Here is a 23823-nt window from a genome sequence, read left to right on the forward strand (position 1 = left end):
CGCCGGGCGGGCGTGTCGGAGGGCGACGTGGAACGATGAGGGCATGACGACGTACGAGACCATCCTGACCGAGACGCGAGGACGCGTCGGCTGGATCACGATCAACCGCCCGGAGGCGCTCAACGCCCTCAACTCGCAGGTGATGCGCGATGTCGTGGACGCGGCATCCGGATTCGATCGCGACGAGGGCATCGGCGCCATCGTCGTGACCGGCTCCGAGCGGGCGTTCGCGGCCGGCGCCGACATCAAGGAGATGGAGTCGAAGTCCGGCCTCGACATGATCATGGACGACCACTTCGGCGGCTGGGCGCGTTTCGCGGCGGTCCGCACGCCCGTGATCGCCGCGGTCTCCGGCTATGCGCTGGGCGGCGGATGCGAGCTCGCGATGATGTGCGACATCATCCTCGCCGCCGATTCGGCGAAGTTCGGTCAGCCCGAGATCACCCTCGGGGTCATCCCCGGGATGGGCGGATCGCAGCGGCTGCTGCGCGCCGTGGGCTACTACAAGGCCGCCGATCTCGTGCTCACCGGCCGGATGATGGGTGCCGACGAGGCCGAGCGCGCGGGCCTCGTGTCGCGTGTCGTGCCCGCAGTCGATCTGCTCGAGGAAGCGGGGAAGGTCGCCGACGCGATCGCCGCGAAGTCGCTCCCGTCGGTGTTCGCGGCGAAGGCGGCCCTGGATGCCGCGATGGAGACCACGCTCGCCGAGGGCCTCCGCTTCGAGCAGCACGCGTTCGCCGCTCTGTTCGACACGGCCGACCAGAAGGAGGGCATGGCCGCCTTCCGCGAGAAGCGGTCGCCCGACTTCACGAACCGCTGACGGAGGTCCGATCATGACCACCGACGCTGTCATCGTGGATGTCGTCCGCACGCCCTCCGGGCGCGGCAAACCGGGCGGCGCGCTCAGCGGCATCCACCCCGTGGATCTCATGGCGGGCGTGCTCACGAGCGTGCTCGAGCGCAACGGCCTCGACGCGCGGCAGATCGACGACGTGCTGCTCGGCTGCGTCAGTCAGGTGGGCGAGCAGAGCGGGAACATCGCGCGTCAGGCCGTGCTCGCCGCCGGCTTCGACGAGTCCGTGCCCGCGGCCACGATCGACCGGCAGTGCGGATCGAGCCAGCAGGCCGCGCACTTCGCCGCGCAGGGCGTGATCGCGGGTGCGTACGACATCGTCATCGCCGGCGGAGTCGAGTCGATGAGCCGCGTGCCGCTGGGCACCTCGGCGGCCGTCGGAGGATCGCCCGTGTCGCCTCTGCTCGCCGCCCGCTACCCCGAGGGCCTCGTCAACCAGGGTGTGTCGGCCGAGCTGATCGCGCAGAAGTGGGGTCTCTCGCGCGAGACGCTGGACGCGTACGCCGCCGAGTCGCACCGGCGGGCGGCGGATGCTGCCGCAGGGGGACTCTTCGCCTCGCAGCTCCTCCCCGTCGAGGGTCAGGGCGCCGATGAGACGGTGCGCCCCGCCACGACCGTCGACTCGCTCGCGGGGCTCGCGCCGGCGTTCCGCTCCGACGCCGCCGCCGCCCGCTTCCCCGAGCTCGAATGGCGCATCACCGCCGGCAACTCGTCACCGCTCACCGACGGGGCATCCGCCGTCCTCATCATGAGCGCGGAGAGCGCGGCCCGGCTCGGGCTGCGGCCGCGCGCGCGGTTCCACTCCTTCGCGGTCGTCGGCGACGATCCGCTGTTCATGCTGACGGGACCCATCCCCGCCACGCACCGCATCCTCCAGCGCAGCGGGCTCGCGATCGACGACCTCGACGCCTACGAGGTCAACGAGGCCTTCGCGTCGGTCCCGCTCGCGTGGGCGGCCGAGACGGGCGCCGACCCTGCCAAGCTCAACCCGTGGGGCGGCGCGATCGCGCTGGGTCACGCGCTCGGGTCGTCGGGCACGCGGCTCCTGGGGACGCTCCTCGCGCACCTCGAGGCGAGCGGCGGCAGGTACGGCCTGCAGACGATGTGCGAAGGCGGCGGAATGGCCAACGCCACGATCATCGAGCGCCTGTAGGCGCGTCGGATCAGAGCGGGTCGGGAAGCGGGCGCGGCTCGGTGAAGTCTCCCGCGCCCTTGCGCATCCGCGCGATGATCGCGACGAGCTCGTCGGTGTCGTCGGGGGTCATCCCCGGAGTCTCGAACACCTCGGTGTTGAGCGCCGCGGTCGCCCGTTCGGCGACGTCGCGTCCGGCCTCGGTGAGCACCACGAGGGTCGCGCGTCCGTCCTGCGGGTGCGGTTCGCGCGCGACGAGCCCGGATGCCTCCAGCCGGTCGACGGTGTTCGTGACGCTGGTCGGATGCACCTGCAGTCGCGCCGTCGCGGAGGCCATCGGCATCCGTCCCTCGCGCGTGAAGCTCAGCATCGTGAGGAGCTCGTAGCGCGCGAAGCTGAGGCCGAACGGGCGCAGCGTCTCGTCGACGCGGGCCAGCATGAGCTGGTGGGCGCGCATGACGGAGGTGACGGCGGTCATGCCGGCCGCGGCATCCGTCCACCCGCGCGCGAGCCACTGCCGCTTGGCTTCGGCGATCGGGTCGACCGCGAGCCTCCTCGATCTGGCCATCAGCACCCCCTCCTGCGTGCTCCCAGGCTAGCGAGTCCGCGCGCGTCGAGGATGTCACCAGCGCGCGTCTGCCTTCGCAATGTATACATACGGGCCTCAAACGCTGATCCTGCTCTTTGCACGGCCTCCGTTTGGGTACATTGTCATTCCTCTTGGGTAGACTCGATACGGCTGAAGGAGTTGCCGGATGAAGATCGTGGTTCTGGTCAAGGAAGTCCCGGACACCTACGGGGATCGCAAGCTGTCGCTGGAGACGGGTCTCGCGGATCGTGGTGCATCGGAGTCGGTGCTGGATGAGATCGGCGAGCGCGCGCTCGAGGTCGCGCTGTCATATGCCGACAAGAACGCCGGCACCGAGGTCGTCGTGCTGTCGATGGCGCCCGCGTCCGCCGTGACGACGGTGCGCAAAGGCCTCGCGATGGGCGCCGCATCTGCGGTGCAGGTCGTCGACGAGGCGCTGCTGGGCGCCGACCTGGGCCTCACCGCCGAGGTGCTCGCGGCGGCGCTGCGCAAGACCGGATTCGATCTCGTGATCGGCGGAAACCTCTCGACCGACGGATCGGGCGGCGTGGTGCCGGCCATGATCGCCGAGCTCCTCGAGGTGCCGGCGGCGACGATGCTCGCCGCCGTCGAGATCACCGAGTCCTCGGTGTCGGGCAGCCGCGCATCCGACGGGGCATCCGCCACGGTGTCGGCTGCGCTGCCCGCCGTGATCTCGATCACCGAGGCGCTGCCGGATGCCCGGTTCCCCAACTTCAAGGGCATCATGGCCGCCAAGAAGAAGCCGTTCGAGACGTGGTCGCTCGCCGACCTCGGAATCGACGCGGAGGACTCCGCGGCGGCGCGGTCGATCGTGATCGGCCTGACCGAGAAGCCTCCCCGCTCTGCGGGTGTGAAGATCACCGACGAGGGTGACGCGGGCACGAAGCTCGCCGAGTTCCTCATCCAGAACCGGCTCGCGTGAGGGTGTGGAGCGATGACTGACTTTGCTGCGGATTCCATCCTGGTGCTGCTGGACGTCACCCCGAGCGGCGCGCTCGCCAAGAGCGCGGCCGGTCTGATCGGCGCGGCCACCCAGGTGGGCACGCCCGTCGCCCTCGTGGTCGGCGGCGACGCCGAGAAGCTCGCGGCCGAAGCCGCGGCACTCGGTGCGGGTGTCGTCCTGACGGCCGCGGGTGACGCCTCGGCGCTGTCGGTGCCGGTGGTCGACGCGCTGGCGTCGGCTGCCGCGCTCGTGCAGCCGGATGCCGTGCTCGTGTCGCACTCCGTCGAGGGGCGCGAAGTGGCCGCGCGGTTCGCGGCGCGCTCGCGTTCCGCGCTGTCGGTCGACGCCGTCGGAGTCTCGCGCGACGACGAGGGCATCGTCGCGCAGCACTCCGTGTACGGCGGCTCCTACAACGTCGACTCCGCCGCCACGTTCGGGGCGTACGTCATCACGGTGCGCCAGGGGGCGGTGGATGCCCGGGCCGACGCGGTCGCGTCTCCCGTCGTGCACGCGCTCGAGGTCGCAGCCAGCGGCCGTCCCGCCGCGGCGGTCGAGTCGGTCGAAGAGGCCGTCGTCGCGTCGTCGCGACCCGAGCTCCGTGGTGCGGTCAAGGTCGTCTCCGGTGGCCGCGGGCTCGGCTCCGAAGACAAGTTCGTGCTGGTGGAGCAGCTCGCCGACGCGTTGGGCGCAGCGATCGGCGCCTCCCGCGCCGCGGTGGATGCCGGATACGTCCCGTACTCGTACCAGGTCGGACAGACGGGCGTCTCGGTGTCGCCGCAGCTGTACGTCGCCCTCGGGATCTCGGGCGCGATCCAGCACAAGGCCGGCATGCAGACGGCCAAGACGATCGTGGCGATCAACAAAGACGGCGATGCGCCGATCTTCGACATCGCCGACTACGGCGTCGTGGGCGACCTGTTCACGGTCGTCCCGCAGCTCATCGCCGCGCTCGAGGCCGAGAAGGCCAAGTAAGGGGCGTCCGAGGCATGGCGACCTACGGCACACACGTTCGGCGCGGTCTTCCCCGCCGATCCGGCGGCGAACCCTGGCCTCCCGCGGGAGACGCTCCGCTCGATGTGGCCGCACCGGTCGCCGAGCCGGCCGCACCGGTCGCTGAGCCTGCCGCACCGGTCGCTGAGCCTGCCGCACCGGTCGCCGAGCAGGCCGTCCCGGTCGCCGAGGCCCCTGTCCCGGTCGTTGAGTCCTCTGTCCCGATCGCTGAGCCTGGCCTCCCGGTCGCTGAGCCTGTCGAAGCGTCGTCCACGGCCGCGCCCGTCGCGACGCGCACCGTCCGGCGCGGGCTGCCGCGCGTGCCCGGCGGCGAGCCGTGGCCTCCGGCCTCCGCGGCCCCCGCTCCCGTCAGTGCCGCCCCCGTCGCCGCCGCGGCGGTCGCCGCAGACACCGCCGCCCCCACCGACGAGCCCGTCCCGGCACCCGTATCCGCAGCGCCCGCCCGCGCGGCATCCGTCGCCGCTCCCTCCTCGACCACCCCGCTGCGTCGTGGACTGCCGCGCGTGGCCGGCGGCGAACCCTGGCCTCCGGCGGGCTTCGCGCCCGACCCCGCCGCCGTCGCTCCCGTCGCCGCGGCCGAGGCGGACGTTCCGATCGAGACGACCGCGGCATCCGACACGCTCGAGTCGTCGGCGTCCGAGAGCTCGGCGCCCGCACCGGCTGCGGCATCCGTCGCCGTCGCCTCCGGACCGCGTGCGCCGCTGCCGTTCACGCGCACCGTGTGGCAGGGGCCGGCCGCCCGCCGATTCGAGACCGAGCGGCGCGCGGGCGAGAAGATCGCCGCGCCCGAGCCGGAGCGGATCGGTCCGTTCACGAAGGTGCAGTGGGCCGGCGCGGTCGCCGTCGGAGGACTCGGGCTCCTGTTCGCCGCGTTCATGGCCGTCGTCACCGTGCGGTTCCTGCTCTCCACCGAGCCGCTGCGCGATTTCCTCGAGACGTACCCGGGCGAGTACCACCTGCCCGAGGGTGCACCGGTCGGATTCCCGGCGTGGCTCGGCTGGCAGCACTTCTTCAACGTGTTCCTGATGGTCCTCATCATCCGCTCGGGTCTGCAGGTGCGCACCGAGAAGCGTCCGACCGCGTTCTGGACACCGCGCAACAACCCCAAGGGCAAGATCAGTCTCGCCCTGTGGTTCCACCAGAGCCTCGACATCCTGTGGCTCGTCAACGGCGTGATCTTCATCGTGCTGCTGTTCACGACGGGTCAGTGGATGCGGGTCGTCCCGACGTCGTGGGAGGTGTTCCCCAACGCCCTCTCCGCGGTGCTGCAGTACATCTCGCTCGACTGGCCCACCGAGAACGGCTGGGTCAACTACAACTCGGTGCAGCAGCTCGCGTACTTCGTGACGATCTTCATCGCGGCCCCTGTGGCGGCGATCACCGGCGCGCGCATGACGAAGCTGTGGCCGCAGAACGCCAAGACCCTGAACCGGATCTACCCCGTCGAGTGGGCTCGCGCTGTGCACTTCCCCACGATGATCTACTTCTGCCTGTTCATCTTCGTGCACGTCGTGCTCGTGTTCGCCACCGGTGCGCTGCGCAACCTGAACCACATGTACGCCGCGCAGGGCTCCGTCGACCCGAACGCCTACGCCGACAACTGGACCGGGTTCTGGCTCTTCTTCGCATCCATGGTCGTCATCGCCAGCGCCTGGATCGCAGCGCGCCCGCTCGTCCTTGCGCCGATCGCCCGCCTCTTCGGCACCGTCTCCGGTCGCTGAGGGGAATCCACCGGGGGATAACCCGAAGAGGGTTGTCCGGCTGACACCACGGCGCCGACGCGCGCCGAGTCCTACCGTGGAGGCATGACCACAGCATCCGTCGCCGTCTCGCCGGGAACCGGCGCACCGCCGGCATCCGCACCGCTCCCGCCGCGCATCTCGTCCCCCCGCCTCGTGGCCGGTGCGATCCTCCAGCTCGCGGCGGTCGGCGTGATCGGCCCGGTCGTCTTCGCCATCCTGTTCACGCTGCTCGGACTCGGGCTCGGCCTCCTGCCGGTCTTCCTCATCGGCGTCGTCTTCCTCGTGGTGCTGGCCTACGCGCTGTTCGCGACGTCGTGGCTCGAGGCGGCGCGGGTCGACGGGCTGTACGGGTTCGGCCTGCCGCCCCGGCGCCTCCGCACGAGCGGGCGTCCGGGCTTCGGCGGGCTGCTCCGCACGCTCTGGCAGCAGCTGATCGATCCGCCCGTGTGGCGCGGCATCGCCAGTGCGGCCGTGTCGACGATCCTCGGCGCGATCGTCTTCGGCCTGGTCGGCGTCTTCGCCTCGGGGATCGTCGGCATCTTCGCTCCGCTCTTCGCCGACGGCGAGGCGGTGCGCTTCGCTCGGATCGGCCTGGCTCTTCCGGCCGGATGGGCGGTGCCCGCAGGCATCCTGATCGCCCTCATCTCCGCGGCGGCGATCGTCGGGCTCGCCCTGCTGCACGGCGTGCTGACTCGCGCGATCCTCGTGCCGTCGCGCGAAGCGCTGCTCGCCGAAGAGGCGCGCACCTCGAACCGGCAGCGCGCCGGCGCCGTGCGCGCCGCGGATGTGGAGCGCACCCGGATCGAGCGCGACCTCCACGACGGCGTCCAGCCGCGCCTCGTCTCGGTGGGCATGACGCTGGGCATGGCGCAGCAGAAGATCGACGACGACCCCGAGACGGCCAAGGCCCTCATCGCCGAAGCGCACGCCTCGACCAAGACGGCGATCACCGAGCTGCGTCAGCTGGCCCGCGGCATCCACACGTCCGTCCTCGACGACCGGGGACTGGATGCCGCCCTGTCGGCCCTGGCCGCACGCTCGCCGGTGCCCGTGACGCTCGACGTCCGTCTCACCCAGCGGTGCAGTCAGGCCTCCGAGACGGCGGCGTACTTCGTCATCGCCGAGTCGCTCACCAACGCCGCCAAGCACGCCCGCGCCACCGAGTGCCGGGTCGTCGTGCGCCAGCGCGACGGCGGGCTGCTCTGGGTGCGCATCGAAGACAACGGCATCGGCGGGGCGACCGTCGTTCCGGGCGGCGGACTCGACGGCCTCACCAACCGCGTGCTCGGCGTCGGCGGTCAGTTCCGCCTCGACAGCCCCGTCGGCGGACCCACTGCGGTGGAGGTGAGCATCCCGTGCGCGTTCTGATCTGCGAGGACTCGGTGCTCCTGCGCGAAGGGCTCGTGCGTCTGCTCGAAGACGCCGGTCACACTGTGGTCGCCGCCCTCCCGGATGCCTCCGAGCTCGACGACACCGTCGTGGAGTCCGCCCCGGAGCTGTGCATCCTCGACGTGCGCCTCCCCCCGACCCACACCGACGAAGGCATCCGGGCGGCCCTGCGGCTGCGCGACGCCCACCCCGACCTCCCCGTGCTCGTGCTCTCCCAGTACGTCGAGGAGCGCTACGCCTCCGAGCTCATCGCCGGACGAGGGGGCGCCCTCGGCTACCTCCTCAAGGACCGCGTCGCCGACGTGGCCGACTTCCTCGACACGATCGAGGCGATCGGGCAGGGCGGCACGGTGCTCGACCCCGAGGTCGTCGCCCAGCTCCTCGGGCGCCGCCCGCGCGACGAGCGGATGCAGCGGCTGACCGATCGGGAGCGCACGGTGCTGGCCCTGCTCGCGGAGGGCAAGTCGAACCAGGCGATCGCCAAGACCCTCTACATCAGCGAAGGCAGCGTCGAGAAGCACATCACCGCGGTCTTCCAGAAGCTGGGCCTCGAGCAGGACGAGTCGGGCAACCGGCGCGTGCTCGCAGCCCTCGTCCACCTCGGGCACGGCGGACAGCCGTCCGCCGGCCTCTAGTCAGGAGAATCACATGTCCACTGCGACCACTCCCGCCCCTCCCGCTCCTCCTCAGCAGCCGGTTCCTCCACAGCCTGCGCCGACCCCGTCGTCGCCCACGCCCGCGTCGCGCGTGGTCGCCATCATCGCGATCGTGGTCGGCGGCATCCTCGTGCTCGGCGCCGTCGGCTGGGCCGTGGCCACGACGCTCTTCAGCGCCAACGTGCGCACCTCGACGGCGACCGTGGCCACCACCGGCGTCCAGGACCTCTCGGTCGACGTGTCGGCCGGCAGCCTCCGCATCGAGTTCGCCGACGTCGACGAAGCCGAGCTCGACGTGCGCTCGGCATTCGGCGCCGACCGCTGGACGCTCGAGCGCGACGACGACGAACTGCGCGTCGCGTCGCCCCGCTTCTTCGGCCTGGGCTGGCTCTTCGACGGCGCCGGCGACGCCGTGCTGCGGCTCCCGCTGGCGCTCGAAGGACTGGATGCCGAGCTCGGCCTGTCGGCGGGAGACCTCTCGGCGTCCGGAGCGTTCGGGGAGCTCGACGTCGACGTGAGCGCCGGTCGCGCGGAGATCGACGGCTCGGCGAACGACGTCTCGGTCGACGTGAGCGCCGGACGCGCCGATCTCGACGTCGACGGGGTGCGCACCGGCGAGCTCACCGTGAGTGCGGGCGACCTCGACGTGTCGTTCACCGGCACACCGCCGCGCGAGCTCTCGCTCGATGTGAGCGCGGGCTCGCTCCGCCTCGAGGTGCCCGAGGGCGAGTACGACGTCCGGTCGGACGTGTCGGCCGGCGGGTTTGACAACCGTATCGGGTCGACCCCCGGCGCGCCGAACACCGTCACGGTGACGGTCTCCGCCGGCAACGCGGAGCTGCGCGCGAACTGACCTCTCCTGACGCGAACGGCCCGGGCCCAGGGAGAGGCCCGGGCCGTTCTCGCGTGCGTGACTCCTCACTCCCGGCCGGGGGTCGGCGTGTCGCGGCGATGACACGCCGTACCGGCGCCGGAACGGAGGAGTTGCGTGCGGGCGGCCGCGGGGGAGATCAGGGAGCAGCGGATGCCGCGCCCGCGGCGAAGCCCTCGGCGTACGACTCCGCCGATCCGGTGTGGAAGAAGTCGCGCTCGGCGGGGCGGATGATCGACCGCGCACCCGGCAGGTCGAGGTCGCCGACGAGGTCGCCGCGGCCGCGTACGACGGCGATCGGGCGGCCGGCGGCCTTGCGCTTGACCAGGTCGCCGGCCGACGCCAGCTCGTCGGCCACGCACGGCATCGTCACGACGAGAGGGCGCCCCTCGGCATCCGTCTGTCCGCGGAGATCCTCGAACACGTGCACGCCACCGGCGCCGATCGCGGTGTCGGTCTGGCCGTCGCGCCACGCGCGCCCCATCGTGTCGGACACGATGACGCCGACGTGCACCCCGAGCCGCTCCCGCACTCCCGCCGCGAGCGCGCGGGCCGAGGCATCCGGATCGACGGGCAGCAGCAGCACGGTGCCGTGCGGCGTGTTCGACGCGTCGACGCCGGCCGCCGCGGCGATGATGCCCAGTCGGCTCTCCACGATCCGCGTCACGTGCCCCGACTCGGACGTGCGCGATGCGACGACGCGCACGGTCTCGGTGTCGATGGCGGCTTCGCGGTCGGATGCCTCGATGATCCGGCCTTCGGCCTTCGACACGATCTTCGACGTCACGATGAGGATGTCGCCGTCGACGAGCGTCCCCCCGGCGGCGTCGGCGATGAGCGCGACGAGGTCGGCGCCCGGAGCGACCTCGGGAATGCCCTCGAGGGCCCAGACCTGCAGCACGTCAGCGGTCAGCGGACGAACCGCACCTCGGTGAGCGTCTCGCCGAGGAAGGGCTCGGTGTGCGTCGCGCCGTCGAGGGTGAAGCCGTTGCGCTGGTAGAAGCGGTGGGCGCGGGGGTTGTCCTCCGCGACCCACAGGTAGAGGGGCTCGTCGGTCTCGATCACGGCGTCGAACAGACGCTGGCCGATGCCGGTGCCGTGGAAGGCGTCGAGGAGGTAGATGAAGTACAGCTCGCGGAAGCTCGGGGCGTCCTTGTCGCGGGCGGGGCCGGAGCCGGCGAAGCCGACGATCTCGCCGTCGACGAGCGCGGCGAACATCTTGAAGTCGGGGCCCTGCGCGGCCCAGTGCGTCCACAGCTCGGCGAGACGCTTCGGCGAGACGGCCTCGAGGGCGGCCTTGCTGATGAGGTGGTCGTAGGTCTCGTGCCAGCACGTCGCATGCACGCGGCCGAGGGCTTCGGCGTCGACGTCGCGCACCGGACGGACGACGATGTCGGTCTGGATTTCCGCTTCCATGCCGCGACTCTACGCTCGCGATTCGGCTCGGCGAAATCGAGCGACGGTCGGGGGCGACCGCGAATGCGGAGGCTCGGACGGGCATGTCGGCATCGGCGGACGGGGACGCCAACGACACGCCGGTCCCACTGTGGGCATTCGACAAACGAATCCGCGATACGCACAGCGATGGCTACGATCGCTCCTCGTGAACGTGATCTGGCGCACCCTCCTGACCGTCTGGCGGGCGAAAGCGATGCTCCGCCGGAACGGTCCCCTCGATCCGACCGCTGTGGGGCGCGTGCGCGTGCGCACACTGCCGACCGACATCGACCTGCTCGGCCACATGAACAACGGCCGCTACGGATCGCTGTTCGATCTCGGCCGCTTCGACCTGCTCATCCGCACGGGGCTGTGGGACCTGCTCACGAAGCGCGGCTGGTACGCCGTCGTGGCCAGCGAGACGATCACGTTCCGCAAGTCGCTCGAGCTGTGGCAGGTCTTCACCATCGAGTCGCGGATCATGGCGCACGACGACAAGTCGAGCTACCTCATGCACCGGGCGGTCGTGGACGGCGAGGTGTACGCCGAGATGATCGTGCGTGCGCGGTTCCTCCGCCGCAGCGGCGGTGTCGTCCCGCTCGAGGAGCTCTTCGAGGCGCTCCACAAGCCCGACAACCTGCCCGAACTGGCGCCGTGGGTGTCGGAGTGGGCCGCGGCATCCGCTCTGCCCTCCACGAAGGCGGAGGCGCCGAGCGTCTGGAGCTGACGGAGCTCAGCTGTCGCCTATCACCCGCAGCAGGTTCGCGCCGGTGAGCTTGCCGAGATCGGTCGCCGACCAGCCCCGCTCGGCGAGGCGCTCGAGCAGGCGCGGGTAGCCCGAGACGTCCTCCAGGCCGGGTGGGAAGTCCTCGAATCCGTCGTAGTCGCCGCCGAGACCGATGTGGTCGATGCCGGCGACGTCGCGGGCGTGCTCGATGTGCCGCACGAGGTCGTCGATCGTGACGGGCGGCTTCGGGCCCTCCGAGCCGTCGCGCATCCACTGCGCGTAGTCGTCGGTGAGGAACGGCGGCACGAACGCGATCATGATCGCGCCGCCGTTGGATCCGAGCCGCTGCAGCACGTCGTCGGGCACGTTGCGCGGGTGGCCGCACAGCGCGCGGCACGACGAGTGGCTGAAGATCACCGGCGCCCGCGTCTCATCGAGCGCGGCGTGCATCGTCTGCGCCGACACGTGCGAGAGGTCGACGATCATGCCGATGGCGTTCATCTCGCGCACCACGGCCCGGCCGAAGTCGGTGAGTCCGCCGTGCACGGGCTCGTCGGTCGCGGAATCCGCCCACGCGGTGTTGTCGTTGTGGGTGAGGGTCATGTACCGAACGCCCAGTCGGGCGAGCTCGCGCAGCACCGGGAGCGACCCGGCGATGCTGTGCCCGCCTTCGGCTCCGAGGAGCGACGCGATGCGGCCCGATGCCCACGCCGCGCGCACGTCGTCGGCCGACCAGGCCAAGGCCAGATCGGCGGGGTGGCGGGCGACGAAGCGGTGCACGAAGTCGATCTGCTCGAGCGTGGCGACGACGGCCTCCGGCTCGGGCAGCGTCGAGGGCGCGTACACCGACCAGAACTGCGCCCCGACCCCGCCGGCGCGCAGGCGCGGCAGGTCGGTCTGGAACCGGCCGTGGGCCGATCCGGCATCCAGCCCCTCTACGCCGTACCGATCCGTCGCGTCCTCCCGTGCGGCCCACGCCAGGTCGTTGTGGCCGTCGATGACGGGGAATGAGGCGAGGGCTTCGACGACGGCGGGGTGCGTGGAGGCGAGGGTCACGCCTCCACGCTAGAGGCCGGACGGATGCCGCGGTCGGTGGGTCACGACGAACCGGCCACCGCGGTTCCGGCGTGCAGGTCGAAGGCCGCGCGCAGCGCGTCGCGGACGATCCGGATGCCGGCGCGCGTCGTGGAGGAGCGGCGGACCGCCGTGAAGATCTCGCGGTCGGGCGATCCGGGGAGCTCGACCAGCCGCACCCGCGGCTTCTCGCCGGCCCACAGGAGATCGGGGAGGAACCCCACGGCGTGTCCCGCCGCGATCAGCCGCACGTGGGCGGTGAGGTCGGCCAGCTCGAACCGCACGTCGGGCTCGAATCCGGCCGCGCGGCACTGCTGCACGGCCCACTGCCGCGATGCGGTGCCGACCGGCTCCATCACCCAGGCGCGGTCGCGCAGCGCGGTGACGGGTTCGGGTCTCGACGAGCGGGGCAGCGCGAGGCGGATCGGATCGCGGCCGAGCGGATCCCGCTCGAGGCCCGAGCGGTGCTCGCGGGCGACTCCTGGATACTGCTCGGCGATCACGAGGTCGAATCCGCGGGCCGCGAGCTCGAACAGGCCCTCCTCGGGCGGCACTTCGGCGAGCTCGACGCGCAGACCGGGGGCGCGCTCACGCAGGATGCCGAGCGCGGCCGGCACGAGCCCGAGCGCCGCGGTCTGCATGACGGCCACGCGCACCGGCGCGATGCCGGGCTGGACCTGTTCGAGCTCGCCGCGGATCTGCTCCTCGAGCGCCAGCGCACGAGCCGCATGGGCCGCGAGCGCCTCGCCCTGCTCGGTCAGTCGCACCCGGCGTCCATCGGGCACGAGCAGTGGCACGCCGGCGTCCTTCTCGAGCTGCGCGAGCTGCTGCGAGATCGTCGACGGGCTGTACGACAGCGCCTCCGCGACCGCCGAGAGGGTGCCCCGGAGAGCCAGTTCGTGCAGCAGCCGGAGGCGTCGAAGTTCGAACATCTTCATCCCATCGATAAAGCCGAACAATACAGATCGTAGATCATCGCTATTCACGAATGATCGGATGCCGCAATCTGGTCGAATGAGCGACGTCGGGGTACAGGCTGGACACGGACGATCAGGAGTGCGGATGCTCGAGGACACGGATCTCATCGAGGGCGCGGTCGCGCTCGCGCAGCGCTGGGTGCACGAAGCGGCGGACGCCGACGCGGATCCCGCGGCGGCCCGGCTCGCGGGCGTGCTGCAGGACGCGAACGGCCTCCCCTTCACGATCGGCTTCGTCGACGGCGTCATGCGCCCGGAGAGCCTCGCCGCCGCGGCATCCAATCTGCAGCGCGTCGCTCCGCTCGTTCCCGACTTCCTGCCGTGGTATCTCCGCGGCGCCGTGCGCCTGGGCGGAGCCGTCGCCCCGGTGCTGCCCTCGCCCGTCGTGCCGATCGCGCGCCGGGCGCTGCGCGACATGGTCGGCCACCTCGTCATCGACGCGCGGCCCGCCAAGCTCGGCCCCGCGATCTCCAAGCTCCGCGCGAGCGGAGCGAAGCTCAACCTCAACCTGCTCGGCGAGGCCGTGCTCGGCGAGGGTGAGGCGCTGCGGCGGCTCGAGGGCATCCACGACCTCATCCGTCGTCCCGACGTCGACTACGTGTCGGTGAAGGTCTCGGCGATCGCGAGCCACATCTCGATGTGGGCGTTCGACGACGTGGTCGACAAGGTCGTCGACCGGCTGATGCCGCTCTACCTGAGCGCGGCATCGGACGGCACGTTCATCAACCTCGACATGGAGGAGTACCGCGACCTCGACCTCACGATCGCGGTGTTCACGCGCATCCTCGAAGACCCGCGTCTCACGCGGCTCGACGCCGGCATCGTGCTCCAGGCCTATCTCGCCGACGCGCTCCCCGCGCTGCAGCAGCTCACGGCCTGGGCCCGGCAGCGCGTCGCCGCGGGCGGAGCGCGCATCAAGGTGCGCCTCGTGAAGGGCGCCAACCTCGCGATGGAGCGGGTGGATGCCGTCATGCACGACTGGCCGCTCGCCACGTACGGCGCGAAGGTCGACTCCGACGCGAACTACCTGCGCTGCCTGGACTTCGCGCTCGATCCTGCACGGACGGATGCCGTGCGCCTGGGCGTCGCGGGTCACAACCTGTTCGACATCGCCTTCGCGTGGCTGCTCGCGCAGCGCCGCGGGGTGACCGCAGCCGTCGAGTTCGAGATGCTCCTCGGCATGGCGCAGGGGCAGGTCGAGGCCGTCGCGCGGGAGGTCGGCCATGTGCTGCTGTACGTGCCGGTCGTGCGGCCCGACGAGTTCGACGTCGCGATCAGCTACCTCGTGCGTCGGCTGGAGGAGAACGCGTCGAGCGAGAACTTCCTCTCGGCGGCGTTCGAGCTCGCCGACGATCCGTCGCTGTTCGAGAGGGAGCGCGCGCGCTTCGCGGCCTCCCTCGAGCGCGCGGCCGATCCGGCGCTGGCGACGGGGCCGAACCGGGTGCAGGACCGCCGGACCGCCCCGGCGCCCGAGATCCTCCGCCGGAGCGCGCCGATCGCGGCGGCCGAGGACGGGCTCACCGACGTGGTGCTCGGCATCGCCCGCTCCTCCTCCTCCGATCCCGGCGACACGACGCCGATCGCCCCGGGCGCCGGGCACGTCGTCTTCGGCGGCGACAGCTTCGTCGAGACGGCCGTCTTCGCCTCCCGCGAGACGTCCCGTGCGACGGGTGCTCCCGGGTTCACGAACGCCGCCGACACCGATCCGGCCCTCGCGGCGAACCGTGCCTGGGGCCGCGACATCCTCGACCGGATCGAGACGTCCTCCGCGGGCGACGCCACGATCAGCGCGGCGCTCGTCGGCGACGCCGACGAGCTCGAGGCCGTCATCGCGCGGGTGCGCGCGGCCGGGGCGACGTGGGGCGCGCGCCCCGCGGGCGAGCGCGGCGAGGTGCTCCAGGCGGCGGCGCGGATGCTCGAGCTCCGCCGGGCCGAGCTCATCGAGGTCGCGGCCTCCGAGACGGGCAAGGTGCTCGCCGAGGCCGACGTCGAAGTGAGCGAAGCGGTCGACTTCGCGGCGTACTACGCCGCGACCGCCCGCGAGCTCGACAGCGTCTCGGGTGCGGTCTTCGTGCCGTCCCAGCTCACCGTGGTCACTCCGCCGTGGAACTTCCCCATCGCGATCCCGGCCGGCGGCGTGCTCGCCGCGCTCGCGGCCGGCTCGGGCGTCGTCTTCAAGCCTGCTCCGCAGGCGCGCCGGTGTGCGGCCGTCGTGGCCGAGGCGCTGTGGGCGGCCCTCGACGAGGCCGGGGTCCCGCGCGACGTGCTCGCCCTCGTCGACATCGACGAGGGGTCCCTCGGCCGTCGGCTCGTGTCGCATCCCGACGTCGACCGCGTGATCCTGACCGGGTCGTGGGAGACCGCGCAGCTCTTCCGCTCGTGGCGGCCCGAGCTGCCCCTGCTGGCCGAGACGAGCGGCAAGAACGCCATGATCGTGATGCCGTCGGCCGATCTCGACCTGGCCGCGTCCGACCTCATCAAGAGCGCGTTCGGGCACGCGGGGCAGAAGTGCTCTGCGGCCTCCCTCGCGATCCTCGTCGGCCCGGTCGGCCGGTCCCAGCGCTTCGCCCGACAGCTCGTGGATGCCGCGGCCTCTCTCCGCGTCGGGCCGCCCTCCGATGCCCTGAGCGAGGTCGGCCCCGTGATCGAGCCCCCGCACGGCAAGCTCGCCTGGGCGCTGACCACGCTGGACGACGGCGAGAAGTGGCTCGTCGAGCCCCGGCCGCTCGACTTCGGACCGGAGTACCGCGACCGGTTCTGGAGTCCGGGCATCCGCACGGGCGTCGAACCCGGGTCACGCTTCCACCGCGAGGAGTTCTTCGGGCCCGTGCTCGGTGTCATGCACGCGACGTCGCTCGCCCAGGCGATCGAGCTGCAGAACGCGGTCGCCTACGGACTCACCGCGGGCCTGTACACGCAGAACCCCGACGACCTGGCGCAGTGGCTCGACACCGTGCAGGCCGGCAACCTGTACGTCAACCGCGGCATCACCGGCGCGATCGTGCAGCGCCAGCCGTTCGGCGGCTGGAAGCGCTCCTCGGTGGGCGCCGGCACCAAGGCGGGCGGACCGAACTACCTCATCGGTCTCGGATCGTGGCGGCCCTCCGCAGGGGCGACGACGTCGGCGACGCTGCACCTGCGGGGTCTCGACTCCCGCATCACCGACCTCGTGGAGGCCGCTCAGCCCTCACTCGATTACGAGTCCTTCGAGTGGCTGCGCCGCGGCGCCCTGGCCGACGCGATCGCGTGGGACCGTGAGTTCGGCCAGGTCAAGGACGTCTCGCGCCTCGGCGTCGAGCGCAATCTCTTCCGGTACCGGCCGATGCCGGGCGTCGCGCTGCGCGCGGCGGGGGATGCCTCCTGGCGGGCCCTCCTGCGCGTCGTCGTCGCCGGCATCCGGTCGGGGGCGGACTTCGACGTGAGCGCACCCGTGGGGCTGCCCCCCACCGTGCGGCGCGTGCTCAGCGACCAGGGGATCGCCGTCTGGGTCGAGACCGAGCAGCAGTGGCTCGAGCGGATGTCGGGGGCAGGCCGCCCGTCGCGCGTTCGGCTCGTGGGCACGAGCGAGTCGGTCGCTGCGGCGCATCGCGCGCTCGCCGAGGCCGTCGCGGGCGACCCCGACCTGGCCGTGTACGACAACGAGGTGACCACGGCCGGCCGCATCGAGCTCCTGCCGTTCCTGCACGAGCAGTCGATCACGATCACGGCGCACCGATTCGGGAATCCGGATGCCTGGTCGGAGACCGTCATCTGACGTTTCGGCCCGCCGAAGAGAAAGAACTTATCTTTCTTTTCTTGCTCGCGGATGTCCGCTTACATGGAGGACGGACATGACGGCGAAGGACAACTGGGGAGTTGTTCGCATTCCTACGTCGTCCACACACCTGGGGTCAGCGGCCCCGGCCGTTGGGGATCGGGCCCGCAACGGCCGGTGGCCGCTGCGGTGTCAGACGGCGTCGGACGCGGCCTGATCGGTCGCGTCGGCGTCGGGCTCGTGGATCATGAACGCGTCGACCAAGCCGCGCGCCGCGAGGCCGAACAGCGTCCAGTGGCCGGCGGGCACCTCCTGCGCGTCGTCGATCTCGAACATCGGATGGTCCAAGCCCTCCGCGGCCCGGACGGCGAAGCCCTCGCCGAGCGCGGCCATCGCCTCGGCGAAGTCGGTGACGGTGAACGGCGCGCGCATCCGGTATCCGTAGCGGGCGATCATCGCCGTGTAGAAGTCCGTGAAGCCCTGAATGGACTCGGTGTGGCGCTCGGCGCTGGCTTCGCGCAGCTCGGGCCAGGCGCCTGCCGCCGTACGCAGCGCGAGGGCCGTGATGAACGCGTGCGAGTCGCGCGATTCGGGCTCGAGGTGGAAGCGCGAGGCGTACGCGATGTGGTCTGCAGTGGCGGCGCGGATCGCCTCGTCCATCGATCCGCCGCCGTCGAGCACTCCCGCCACGGCGGACTCGGCACTGCGCGACGGCGGCGCGAAGCGCAGTCGCACCATCTCGATCGCGAGGTCGCGGTGGAAGTCGGTCTGATCCGCCCAGATGCGGTACGCCGCTCCGGTGGTCAGCCCGACCGTGCGCAGCACTTCCTGCAGGCGGATGTGCTGCACGCCTGCTGAAGCCCCCCGCTCGAGGAGGAGCGTCAGCCCCGCATCGATGATGAGCCTGCGCGTGTCTTCGGCTGTACGCCTCCCCATAACTTCAGAATCCCAGGTCAGGGCCCGGACAGCCAACTCTTGACACGGAGCCGGATTCACTATGTCAAAGTTTCTTGACAATTGGACGGACGGCGGCATACTCTTCTGATGTCAAACATTCCTTACATTGTGGAGGGCATCATGGCGTACGAAGAGCGCAACGCGTGGGCGGGGCTCATCGTCACGGTCATCGTGATGACGGCGTACGTCGTCGTCATCCTGCAGCAGGCGGCCGGCGGGCCGCTGCCCGACGTCGACTGGTGGCCGACCATGCTGTGGACGATCGGAGCCGGCATCGCGGGCACGATCCTCCTGAGTATCGTCTGGGGGATCATCGCCGGCGCGCGAGACCCCGACGGCGTGGGGAAGTCCGACGAGCGCGACCGCGACATCGCCCGGATGGGCAGCCGCGTCGGCCAGGCGTTCACGGTCCTCGCCGGGCTCGGGGTGATCGTGCTGTGCGCGGTGGAGGCGCCGTGGTTCTGGATCGCGCACACGATGTTCTTCGGCTTCGCGCTGTCGGCCTTCATCGGCGGCATCGCGAGCGTCATCGCCTACCGCCGGGGACTCGTCTGATGGTGAAGCCCACGAAGGTCACCAACGACATCCGTCGCCTCCGCGAGGAGGCCGCTCTCACGCAGGCCGAGCTCGCCGCCCGCATCGGCGTCACCCGGCAGACCCTCATCGCGGTCGAACAGGGCCGCTACTCCCCGAGCCTCGAGCTCGCCTTCCAGATCGCCCGCGTCTTCGGGGTCTCGCTCGACGACGTCTTCCACTACCCGCAGGAGCAGAGATGACCGACACGACGGATGCCGCGGCCCCGGCCGCCGCCCTTCCCGCAACCATGACGGCCTGGCAGCAGCATCGCTACGGCGGCCCGGAGACGGTGGCACGCGAAACGGTGCCCGTGCCGACGCCGTCGGCGGGCGAGGTGCTGCTGCGGGTGGCCGCGACCAGCCTCAATTCCGGCGACGTGCGACTGATGCGCGGCGAGCCGCTGCTCGTGCGCGCCGCCTTCGGGCTGCGGCGCCCGAAGCATCCCGGGCGGGGAATGGACGTCGCCGGAACCGTCGTCGGCATCGGCGCGGGCGTCACCGCGTTCGCGGTGGGCGACGAGGTCGTGGGCGAGCTGCCCGGCGGCGGGCTCGCCCCGTTCGTCGTCGCGCCCGCTGCTCGGCTGGTGCGCCGACCCGCGGAGGTCACGGCGGCGACCGCGTCCACCCTCCCCATCGCCGGCGGCACGGCCTGGCGGGCGCTCGAGCTCGCGAAGGTCGCCGCGGGGGCGCGCATCCTCGTCATCGGCGCGTCGGGCGGAGTCGGGACGTTCACGCTGCGCCTCGCCGCCGAGCGGGGCATCGAGGTGTGGGCGCTGACCGGCGCCCGCGCACGGGAGCTCGTCACGGGTCTCGGCGCCGCACGGGTCTTCGACTACGCGGTGGTGCAGCCCGGGGCTCCGGAGCTGGGTGCCGCGTCGTTCGACGCCGTGATCGACATCGCCGGGACCGCCCGCCTGCGCGATCTGCAGCGGCTCGTGCGGCCCGGCGGCGGTGTCGTGCTCGTGTCGGGGCACGGCGGGCGCGTGCTCGGTCCGGTCGGGCGGATCCTGCGCGCCATCGTGCTCTCGCGCCGCTCCCGCAGGCTCATCCCGCTCGCGGCGACGCCCGACACCGGCATCCTGACCTCGCTCCTCGGGCTCGCCGCGAAGGGCCGTCTCGCCCCCGTCGTGGAGCGCACGTGGCCCCTCGATGAGGCGCGGGACGCGCTCGCGCACGTCGACGCCGGGCACACCGTGGGCAAGGTGGTCGTGCTCGGCGGATGAGCGGAGATCGCCGGGTGCGGCGGCATCCGGCCGTGCGACAATAGAGCCCGGCGTGCCCGAGTCTGTCCCCTCGACCTGCATCGAGGAGCCGTCGGGCCTGTGGACAGCGTCCGCCATCCCCATTGAATTGAGGAGCGCAACATGTCCCTTCCCAACGTGGCGGTCGAGCACACGGCACCCGTACGCATCGCCCAGCGCCGCACGTACCTGATGTGCCGGCCCGAGCACTTCACGGTGAGCTACACGATCAATCCGTGGATGGAGCCGGCGAACCCGACCGACACCTCCCTCGCGCTGCGCCAGTGGCAGACCCTCTACGACACCTACCTCGAGCTCGGCCACGAAGTGCACCTGATCGACCCCGTCGAGGGCCTCCCCGACATGGTCTACACCGCCAACGGCGGCTTCCTGATCGACGGCACCGCGTACGGACCGAAGTTCCGCTACCAGGAGCGCGCCGCCGAGGCGGGGCCGTTCATGGAGTGGTTCGCTGCGCACGGCTACGACGTCGTCGAACCGGTCGAGGTGAACGAGGGGGAGGGCGACTTCCTGCTGGTCGGCGACACGATCCTCGCGGGCACGGGCTTCCGCTCGACGGGCGACAGCCACCGCGAAGTCGCCGAGGTCTTCGGCCGCGAGGTCGTCTCGCTCCAGCTCGTCGACCCGCGGTTCTACCACCTCGACACCGCGATCGCGGTGCTCGATCCCGTCGAGGGCGACGGTGGCGTCGAGCGCGCGAACATCGCCTACCTCCCGCATGCGTTCGACGAGCGCAGCCAGGAGATCCTCGCCGCGCGGTACCCCGACGCGATCCTCGTGTCCGACGACGACGGGGCGGTCTTCGGGCTCAACTCCGCCAGTGACGGACGCAACGTCATCATCTCGCCGCGCGCGACGGGCTTCGAGGCCCAGCTCCGCGAACGCGGCTACCACCCGGTGCTGATCGATCTCTCCGAACTGCTGCTGGGCGGCGGCGGGATCAAATGCTGCACCCTCGAACTGCGAGGTCGTCGATGAGCGCCACCCCTTCGCTGTACACCGGCTCGATCCGCATCATCGACGTCGAGGATGCGCACGTCGCGCACAACTACCACCCGCTCCCCGTGGTGATCGCCAAGGGGGAGGGCGTCTGGGTGACGGATGTCGAGGGCAAACGCTACCTCGACCTGCTGTCGGCCTATTCGGCGCTCAACTTCGGGCACGGGCATCCGGCGCTCCTCGCCGCGGCGACCGAGCAGCTCGGCCGGCTCACGCTCACGAGCCGGGCGTACCACAACGACCGGCTGGGCGTCTTCGCGGCGGCGCTCGCGAAGCTGTGCGGCAAAGACCTCGTGCTGCCGATGAACACGGGCGCGGAGGCCGTCGAGACCGGCATCAAGGTCGCCCGCGCGTGGGCGTACCGCGTGAAGGGCGTGACCCCGGATGCCGCGACCGTCGTCGTGGCGAACGGCAACTTCCACGGCCGCACCACCACGATCGTCGGCTTCAGCGACGACCCGCAGGCCCGCGACGACTTCGGCCCGTACGCGGCCGGCTTCGTCTCGGTGCCGTTCGGAGATGCCGCCGCGATCGAGGCGGCCATCACGCCCGACACGGCAGCCGTGCTGCTCGAGCCGATCCAGGGCGAGGGCGGCGTCGTGATCCCGCCGGTCGGCTACCTGCGGGCCGTGCGCGAGATCTGCGACCGGCACAACGTGCTGTTCATCGCCGACGAGATCCAGTCGGGCCTCGGCCGCGTGGGCGAGACGTTCGCGTGCGACCGCGAAGGGGTCGTCCCCGACCTCTACCTGCTCGGCAAGGCCCTCGGCGGGGGGATCCTGCCCGTCTCGGCGGTGGTCGGAAACGCCGACGTGCTCGGCGTCATCCGACCGGGTGAGCACGGCTCGACCTTCGGCGGCAATCCCCTCGCGGCCGCGGTGGGGCTGCGCGTGGTCGAGATGCTCGACACCGGGGAGTTCCAGCGCCGCGCGAGCGCCCTCGGCGAGCACCTCGAGGCGAAGCTCGACGAGCTCGTCGGCCACGGCGTCACGACGGTGCGCATCGCGGGCCTGTGGGCGGGCGTCGACATCGACCCCGCGTACGGCACGGGGCGTGAGATCGCCGAGAAGCTCCTCGCGCGCGGCGTGCTCGTCAAGGACACGCACGGCCAGACGATCCGCATCGCGCCGCCGCTCGTCATCCGCGCGACCGAACTCGATTGGGCCGTCGAGCAGCTGAAGCTCGTCCTCGCCGACTGACCCGCCTCAACTGTCTCGGCGGCGGGACGCGCGGCGTCGTCGTCAGGACACCGAGATCGTGATCTCGTGGTGGCCGGTCGCGCCGCTGGGCACGACGGCGCGCTGCACGTCGGTCTGCACTTCGCCCGTCCGGCTCGTGGCGCGGCTGCGCACGGTGTGATCGCCGGGGACGGCATCCCACACGAAGCGCCACTGCACCCACGTGTCGTCCGAGATCGGCGTCGCCAGTTCGGCCTGCTGCCACGCACCCTCGTCGATCTGCACCTCGACGCCGGAGACGCCCACATGCTGCTGCCAGGCGACGCCCGCGATGACGGTCTCGCCCGCGGGCACGCTCTGGCGTCCGCGCGGCACGTCGATGCGCGACTGCAGCTTGACCGGACCCTCCTCCGACCAGCCGCGATCGGTCCAGTACGCCGTCGCCTTGTCGAACCGGGTGACCTCGAGCTCGGTCACCCACTTCGTCGCCGACACGTAGCCGTACAGCCCGGGGACGACCATGCGCACCGGGAACCCGTGCTCGATCGGCAGCGGCTGGCCGTTCATGCCGATCGCGAGCACGGCGTCGCGCTCGTCGGTGAGCACGTCGAGAGGAGTGGATGCCGTGAACCCGTCGATCGAGCGGGAGAGCACCATGTCGGCATCCGCCGTGGGCTTCGCGCGGGCGAGGAGCTCTCTGATCGGGTAGCCGAGCCACACGGCCGTGCCGATGAGGTCGCCGCCGACGGGGTTCGACACGCACGCGAGCGTCGTGACGCTCTCTCCGAGCGGGAGCGCGACGAGCTCGTCCCACGTGAGGGTCACCTCCTGCTCGACGTCGCCGTGGATGCGCAGCGACCAGTCGGCGGGATCGATCTGCGGGGCGATGAGGGCCGTGTCGATCCGGTAGAAGTCCGCGTTCGGCGTGATGACCGGCGCGAGCCCGTCGATGCCGAAGTCGGCCGACGCCGGTACGGCGGGAGCGGTGCCCGTCGCGCGCGGAAGGGTCAGCACGTCGCGGATGACGGTCACCGACCGGCTGCCCGCCCGCAGCGCCGAGCCGGCGAACGCGGCGGCGACGCCGACGCCCGTCGCCACGCCCGACCAGATCAGGAAGCTCCGCCGGTCGGGGCGCGCGCTGCTCAGCACGGGCGGTGCGGCGTCGGGCGTGTCGGACTCCGCCACGCCGGGAGCCGCCGATTCCTGAGGAGTTGCGCGCGCCGGGCCCCGCCGCAGCACGAGCCGGACGAGCCACATCAGCGCTGCTGCTCCGGTCACTCCCGCCACGACCGAGGGGAGCCAGGAGAGGGTGGATGCCTCCGCCCGCGTCATCGCGACCACCGCGCCGACGGCGCCCAGCGCGAGGACGATGACGCGTCCCCACGGGGCCTTCCGGGCCTCGAGCCAGCCGGCGACGCCGGCGACGATCAGCAGCACGATGCCGATGCCGACGAGCAGGGCGACCTTGTCGGCGGTGCCGAAGAGCGCGATCGCGGCATCCTTCGCCCACGACGGAGCGGCGTCGATCAGCGCGCCGCCGATGACGGCGAACGGACTCGCCGCGGGGGCGAAGATGCCCGACACGAGTTCGCCGAGACCGGCGCCGAGGGCGACGGCGGCGACCCCCGCGGCGGCGGGGGCGACGACACCGGGGGAGCGCGGAGCATCGGTCACGA

Annotated in this window: 22 protein-coding genes; 15 read left to right on the forward strand and 7 right to left on the reverse strand. The window is 71.7% G+C overall.

Going from position 1 to position 23823, the window contains the following annotated elements; translation table 11 throughout:
• Positions 1 to 43 precede the first annotated feature (43 nt).
• Together B0B14_RS13125 and B0B14_RS13130 are read left to right on the forward strand one after the other, a co-directional pair.
• Positions 44 to 820, forward strand: a complete 777-nt coding sequence (locus B0B14_RS13125; RefSeq protein WP_076682480.1) for an enoyl-CoA hydratase — start codon at positions 44 to 46, stop codon at positions 818 to 820.
• 13 nt (positions 821 to 833) lie between these two features.
• Positions 834 to 2006 (forward strand): thiolase family protein, encoded by a 1173-nt coding sequence (locus B0B14_RS13130; protein WP_076682482.1) that lies wholly within the window; start codon positions 834 to 836, stop codon positions 2004 to 2006.
• A gap of 10 nt (positions 2007 to 2016) precedes the next feature.
• Here B0B14_RS13130 and B0B14_RS13135 read toward each other — a convergent pair whose 3' ends face one another.
• Complete coding sequence (locus B0B14_RS13135; RefSeq protein ID WP_076682484.1) at positions 2017 to 2553, reverse strand: MarR family winged helix-turn-helix transcriptional regulator; 537 nt, start codon at positions 2551 to 2553, stop codon at positions 2017 to 2019.
• Between the two features lie 187 nt (positions 2554 to 2740).
• On the opposite strand from B0B14_RS13135, the gene B0B14_RS13140 reads away from it, so the two are divergent.
• The 6 genes from B0B14_RS13140 (at position 2741) to B0B14_RS13165 (ending at position 9189) form a co-directional block, all read left to right on the forward strand.
• Positions 2741 to 3517, forward strand: coding sequence for an electron transfer flavoprotein subunit beta/FixA family protein (locus B0B14_RS13140; protein ID WP_076682486.1), 777 nt, complete (start codon positions 2741 to 2743; stop codon positions 3515 to 3517).
• A 12-nt stretch (positions 3518 to 3529) separates the two neighbouring features.
• Positions 3530 to 4510, forward strand: coding sequence for an electron transfer flavoprotein subunit alpha/FixB family protein (locus B0B14_RS13145; protein ID WP_076682488.1), 981 nt, complete (start codon positions 3530 to 3532; stop codon positions 4508 to 4510).
• 104 nt (positions 4511 to 4614) lie between these two features.
• On the forward strand, positions 4615 to 6270 hold the full coding sequence (locus B0B14_RS13150) for a cytochrome b/b6 domain-containing protein (RefSeq protein WP_256714383.1): 1656 nt from the start codon (positions 4615 to 4617) through the stop codon (positions 6268 to 6270).
• Between the two features lie 84 nt (positions 6271 to 6354).
• Positions 6355 to 7659, forward strand: coding sequence for a sensor histidine kinase (locus B0B14_RS13155; protein ID WP_083710593.1), 1305 nt, complete (start codon positions 6355 to 6357; stop codon positions 7657 to 7659).
• Complete coding sequence (locus B0B14_RS13160; RefSeq protein WP_076682492.1) at positions 7647 to 8315, forward strand: response regulator transcription factor; 669 nt, start codon at positions 7647 to 7649, stop codon at positions 8313 to 8315. The genes B0B14_RS13155 and B0B14_RS13160 overlap by 13 nt, the downstream gene beginning before the upstream one ends.
• A gap of 13 nt (positions 8316 to 8328) precedes the next feature.
• The gene (locus B0B14_RS13165; RefSeq protein ID WP_076682494.1) at positions 8329 to 9189 is read left to right on the forward strand and encodes a DUF4097 family beta strand repeat-containing protein; all 861 of its coding nucleotides are present in this window, start codon (positions 8329 to 8331) and stop codon (positions 9187 to 9189) included.
• A 157-nt stretch (positions 9190 to 9346) separates the two neighbouring features.
• On the opposite strand, the gene cofE is transcribed toward B0B14_RS13165, so the two are convergent.
• Both cofE and B0B14_RS13175 read right to left on the reverse strand, forming a co-directional pair.
• On the reverse strand, positions 9347 to 10108 hold the full coding sequence (gene cofE / locus B0B14_RS13170; RefSeq protein ID WP_083710595.1) for a coenzyme F420-0:L-glutamate ligase: 762 nt from the start codon (positions 10106 to 10108) through the stop codon (positions 9347 to 9349).
• Positions 10109 to 10116: 8 nt separating this feature from the next.
• Positions 10117 to 10623, reverse strand: coding sequence for a GNAT family N-acetyltransferase (locus tag B0B14_RS13175; protein WP_076682496.1), 507 nt, complete (start codon positions 10621 to 10623; stop codon positions 10117 to 10119).
• A gap of 187 nt (positions 10624 to 10810) precedes the next feature.
• On the opposite strand from B0B14_RS13175, the gene B0B14_RS13180 reads away from it, so the two are divergent.
• On the forward strand, positions 10811 to 11371 hold the full coding sequence (locus B0B14_RS13180) for an acyl-CoA thioesterase (RefSeq protein ID WP_076682498.1): 561 nt from the start codon (positions 10811 to 10813) through the stop codon (positions 11369 to 11371).
• Between the two features lie 6 nt (positions 11372 to 11377).
• Here B0B14_RS13180 and B0B14_RS13185 read toward each other — a convergent pair whose 3' ends face one another.
• Both B0B14_RS13185 and B0B14_RS13190 read right to left on the reverse strand, forming a co-directional pair.
• Positions 11378 to 12427, reverse strand: coding sequence for a dipeptidase (locus B0B14_RS13185; RefSeq protein ID WP_076682500.1), 1050 nt, complete (start codon positions 12425 to 12427; stop codon positions 11378 to 11380).
• A 41-nt stretch (positions 12428 to 12468) separates the two neighbouring features.
• The gene (locus B0B14_RS13190; protein WP_076682766.1) at positions 12469 to 13377 is read right to left on the reverse strand and encodes a LysR family transcriptional regulator; all 909 of its coding nucleotides are present in this window, start codon (positions 13375 to 13377) and stop codon (positions 12469 to 12471) included.
• 130 nt (positions 13378 to 13507) lie between these two features.
• On the opposite strand from B0B14_RS13190, the gene B0B14_RS13195 reads away from it, so the two are divergent.
• The gene (locus B0B14_RS13195) at positions 13508 to 17176 is read left to right on the forward strand and encodes a bifunctional proline dehydrogenase/L-glutamate gamma-semialdehyde dehydrogenase (protein WP_076682502.1); all 3669 of its coding nucleotides are present in this window, start codon (positions 13508 to 13510) and stop codon (positions 17174 to 17176) included.
• A 192-nt stretch (positions 17177 to 17368) separates the two neighbouring features.
• Here the strand turns inward: B0B14_RS13195 and B0B14_RS13200 are convergent, their stop codons facing one another.
• Positions 17369 to 18112, reverse strand: a complete 744-nt coding sequence (locus B0B14_RS13200; RefSeq protein ID WP_076682504.1) for a hypothetical protein — start codon at positions 18110 to 18112, stop codon at positions 17369 to 17371.
• A gap of 108 nt (positions 18113 to 18220) precedes the next feature.
• On the opposite strand from B0B14_RS13200, the gene B0B14_RS13205 reads away from it, so the two are divergent.
• The 5 genes from B0B14_RS13205 to rocD all read left to right on the forward strand — a co-directional run bounded on the left by B0B14_RS13205 (position 18221) and on the right by rocD (position 22168).
• The gene (locus B0B14_RS13205) at positions 18221 to 18688 is read left to right on the forward strand and encodes a hypothetical protein (protein WP_256714384.1); all 468 of its coding nucleotides are present in this window, start codon (positions 18221 to 18223) and stop codon (positions 18686 to 18688) included.
• Positions 18688 to 18909 carry a helix-turn-helix transcriptional regulator gene (locus B0B14_RS13210; protein ID WP_076682508.1) on the forward strand — a complete coding sequence of 74 codons (222 nt, stop codon included), beginning with the start codon at positions 18688 to 18690 and terminating at the stop codon, positions 18907 to 18909. The genes B0B14_RS13205 and B0B14_RS13210 overlap by 1 nt, the downstream gene beginning before the upstream one ends.
• Positions 18906 to 19931, forward strand: coding sequence for an NAD(P)-dependent alcohol dehydrogenase (locus B0B14_RS13215; protein WP_083710596.1), 1026 nt, complete (start codon positions 18906 to 18908; stop codon positions 19929 to 19931). Before B0B14_RS13210 ends, B0B14_RS13215 begins: the two co-directional genes overlap by 4 nt.
• Before the next feature lie 141 nt (positions 19932 to 20072).
• Positions 20073 to 20948, forward strand: a complete 876-nt coding sequence (gene ddaH / locus B0B14_RS13220; protein WP_076682510.1) for a dimethylargininase — start codon at positions 20073 to 20075, stop codon at positions 20946 to 20948.
• Positions 20945 to 22168: an ornithine--oxo-acid transaminase gene (gene rocD / locus B0B14_RS13225; RefSeq protein WP_076682512.1), complete on the forward strand. Its 1224-nt coding sequence runs from the start codon at positions 20945 to 20947 to the stop codon at positions 22166 to 22168. The genes ddaH and rocD overlap by 4 nt, the downstream gene beginning before the upstream one ends.
• A gap of 42 nt (positions 22169 to 22210) precedes the next feature.
• On the opposite strand, the gene B0B14_RS13230 is transcribed toward rocD, so the two are convergent.
• Positions 22211 to 23821, reverse strand: coding sequence for a molybdopterin-dependent oxidoreductase (locus B0B14_RS13230; protein ID WP_076682514.1), 1611 nt, complete (start codon positions 23819 to 23821; stop codon positions 22211 to 22213).
• Between the last annotated feature and the right edge of the window lie 2 nt (positions 23822 to 23823).

It is taken from the genome of Microbacterium sp. RU33B (assembly GCF_900155915.1).
Classification (GTDB): Bacteria; Actinomycetota; Actinomycetes; order Actinomycetales; family Microbacteriaceae; genus Microbacterium.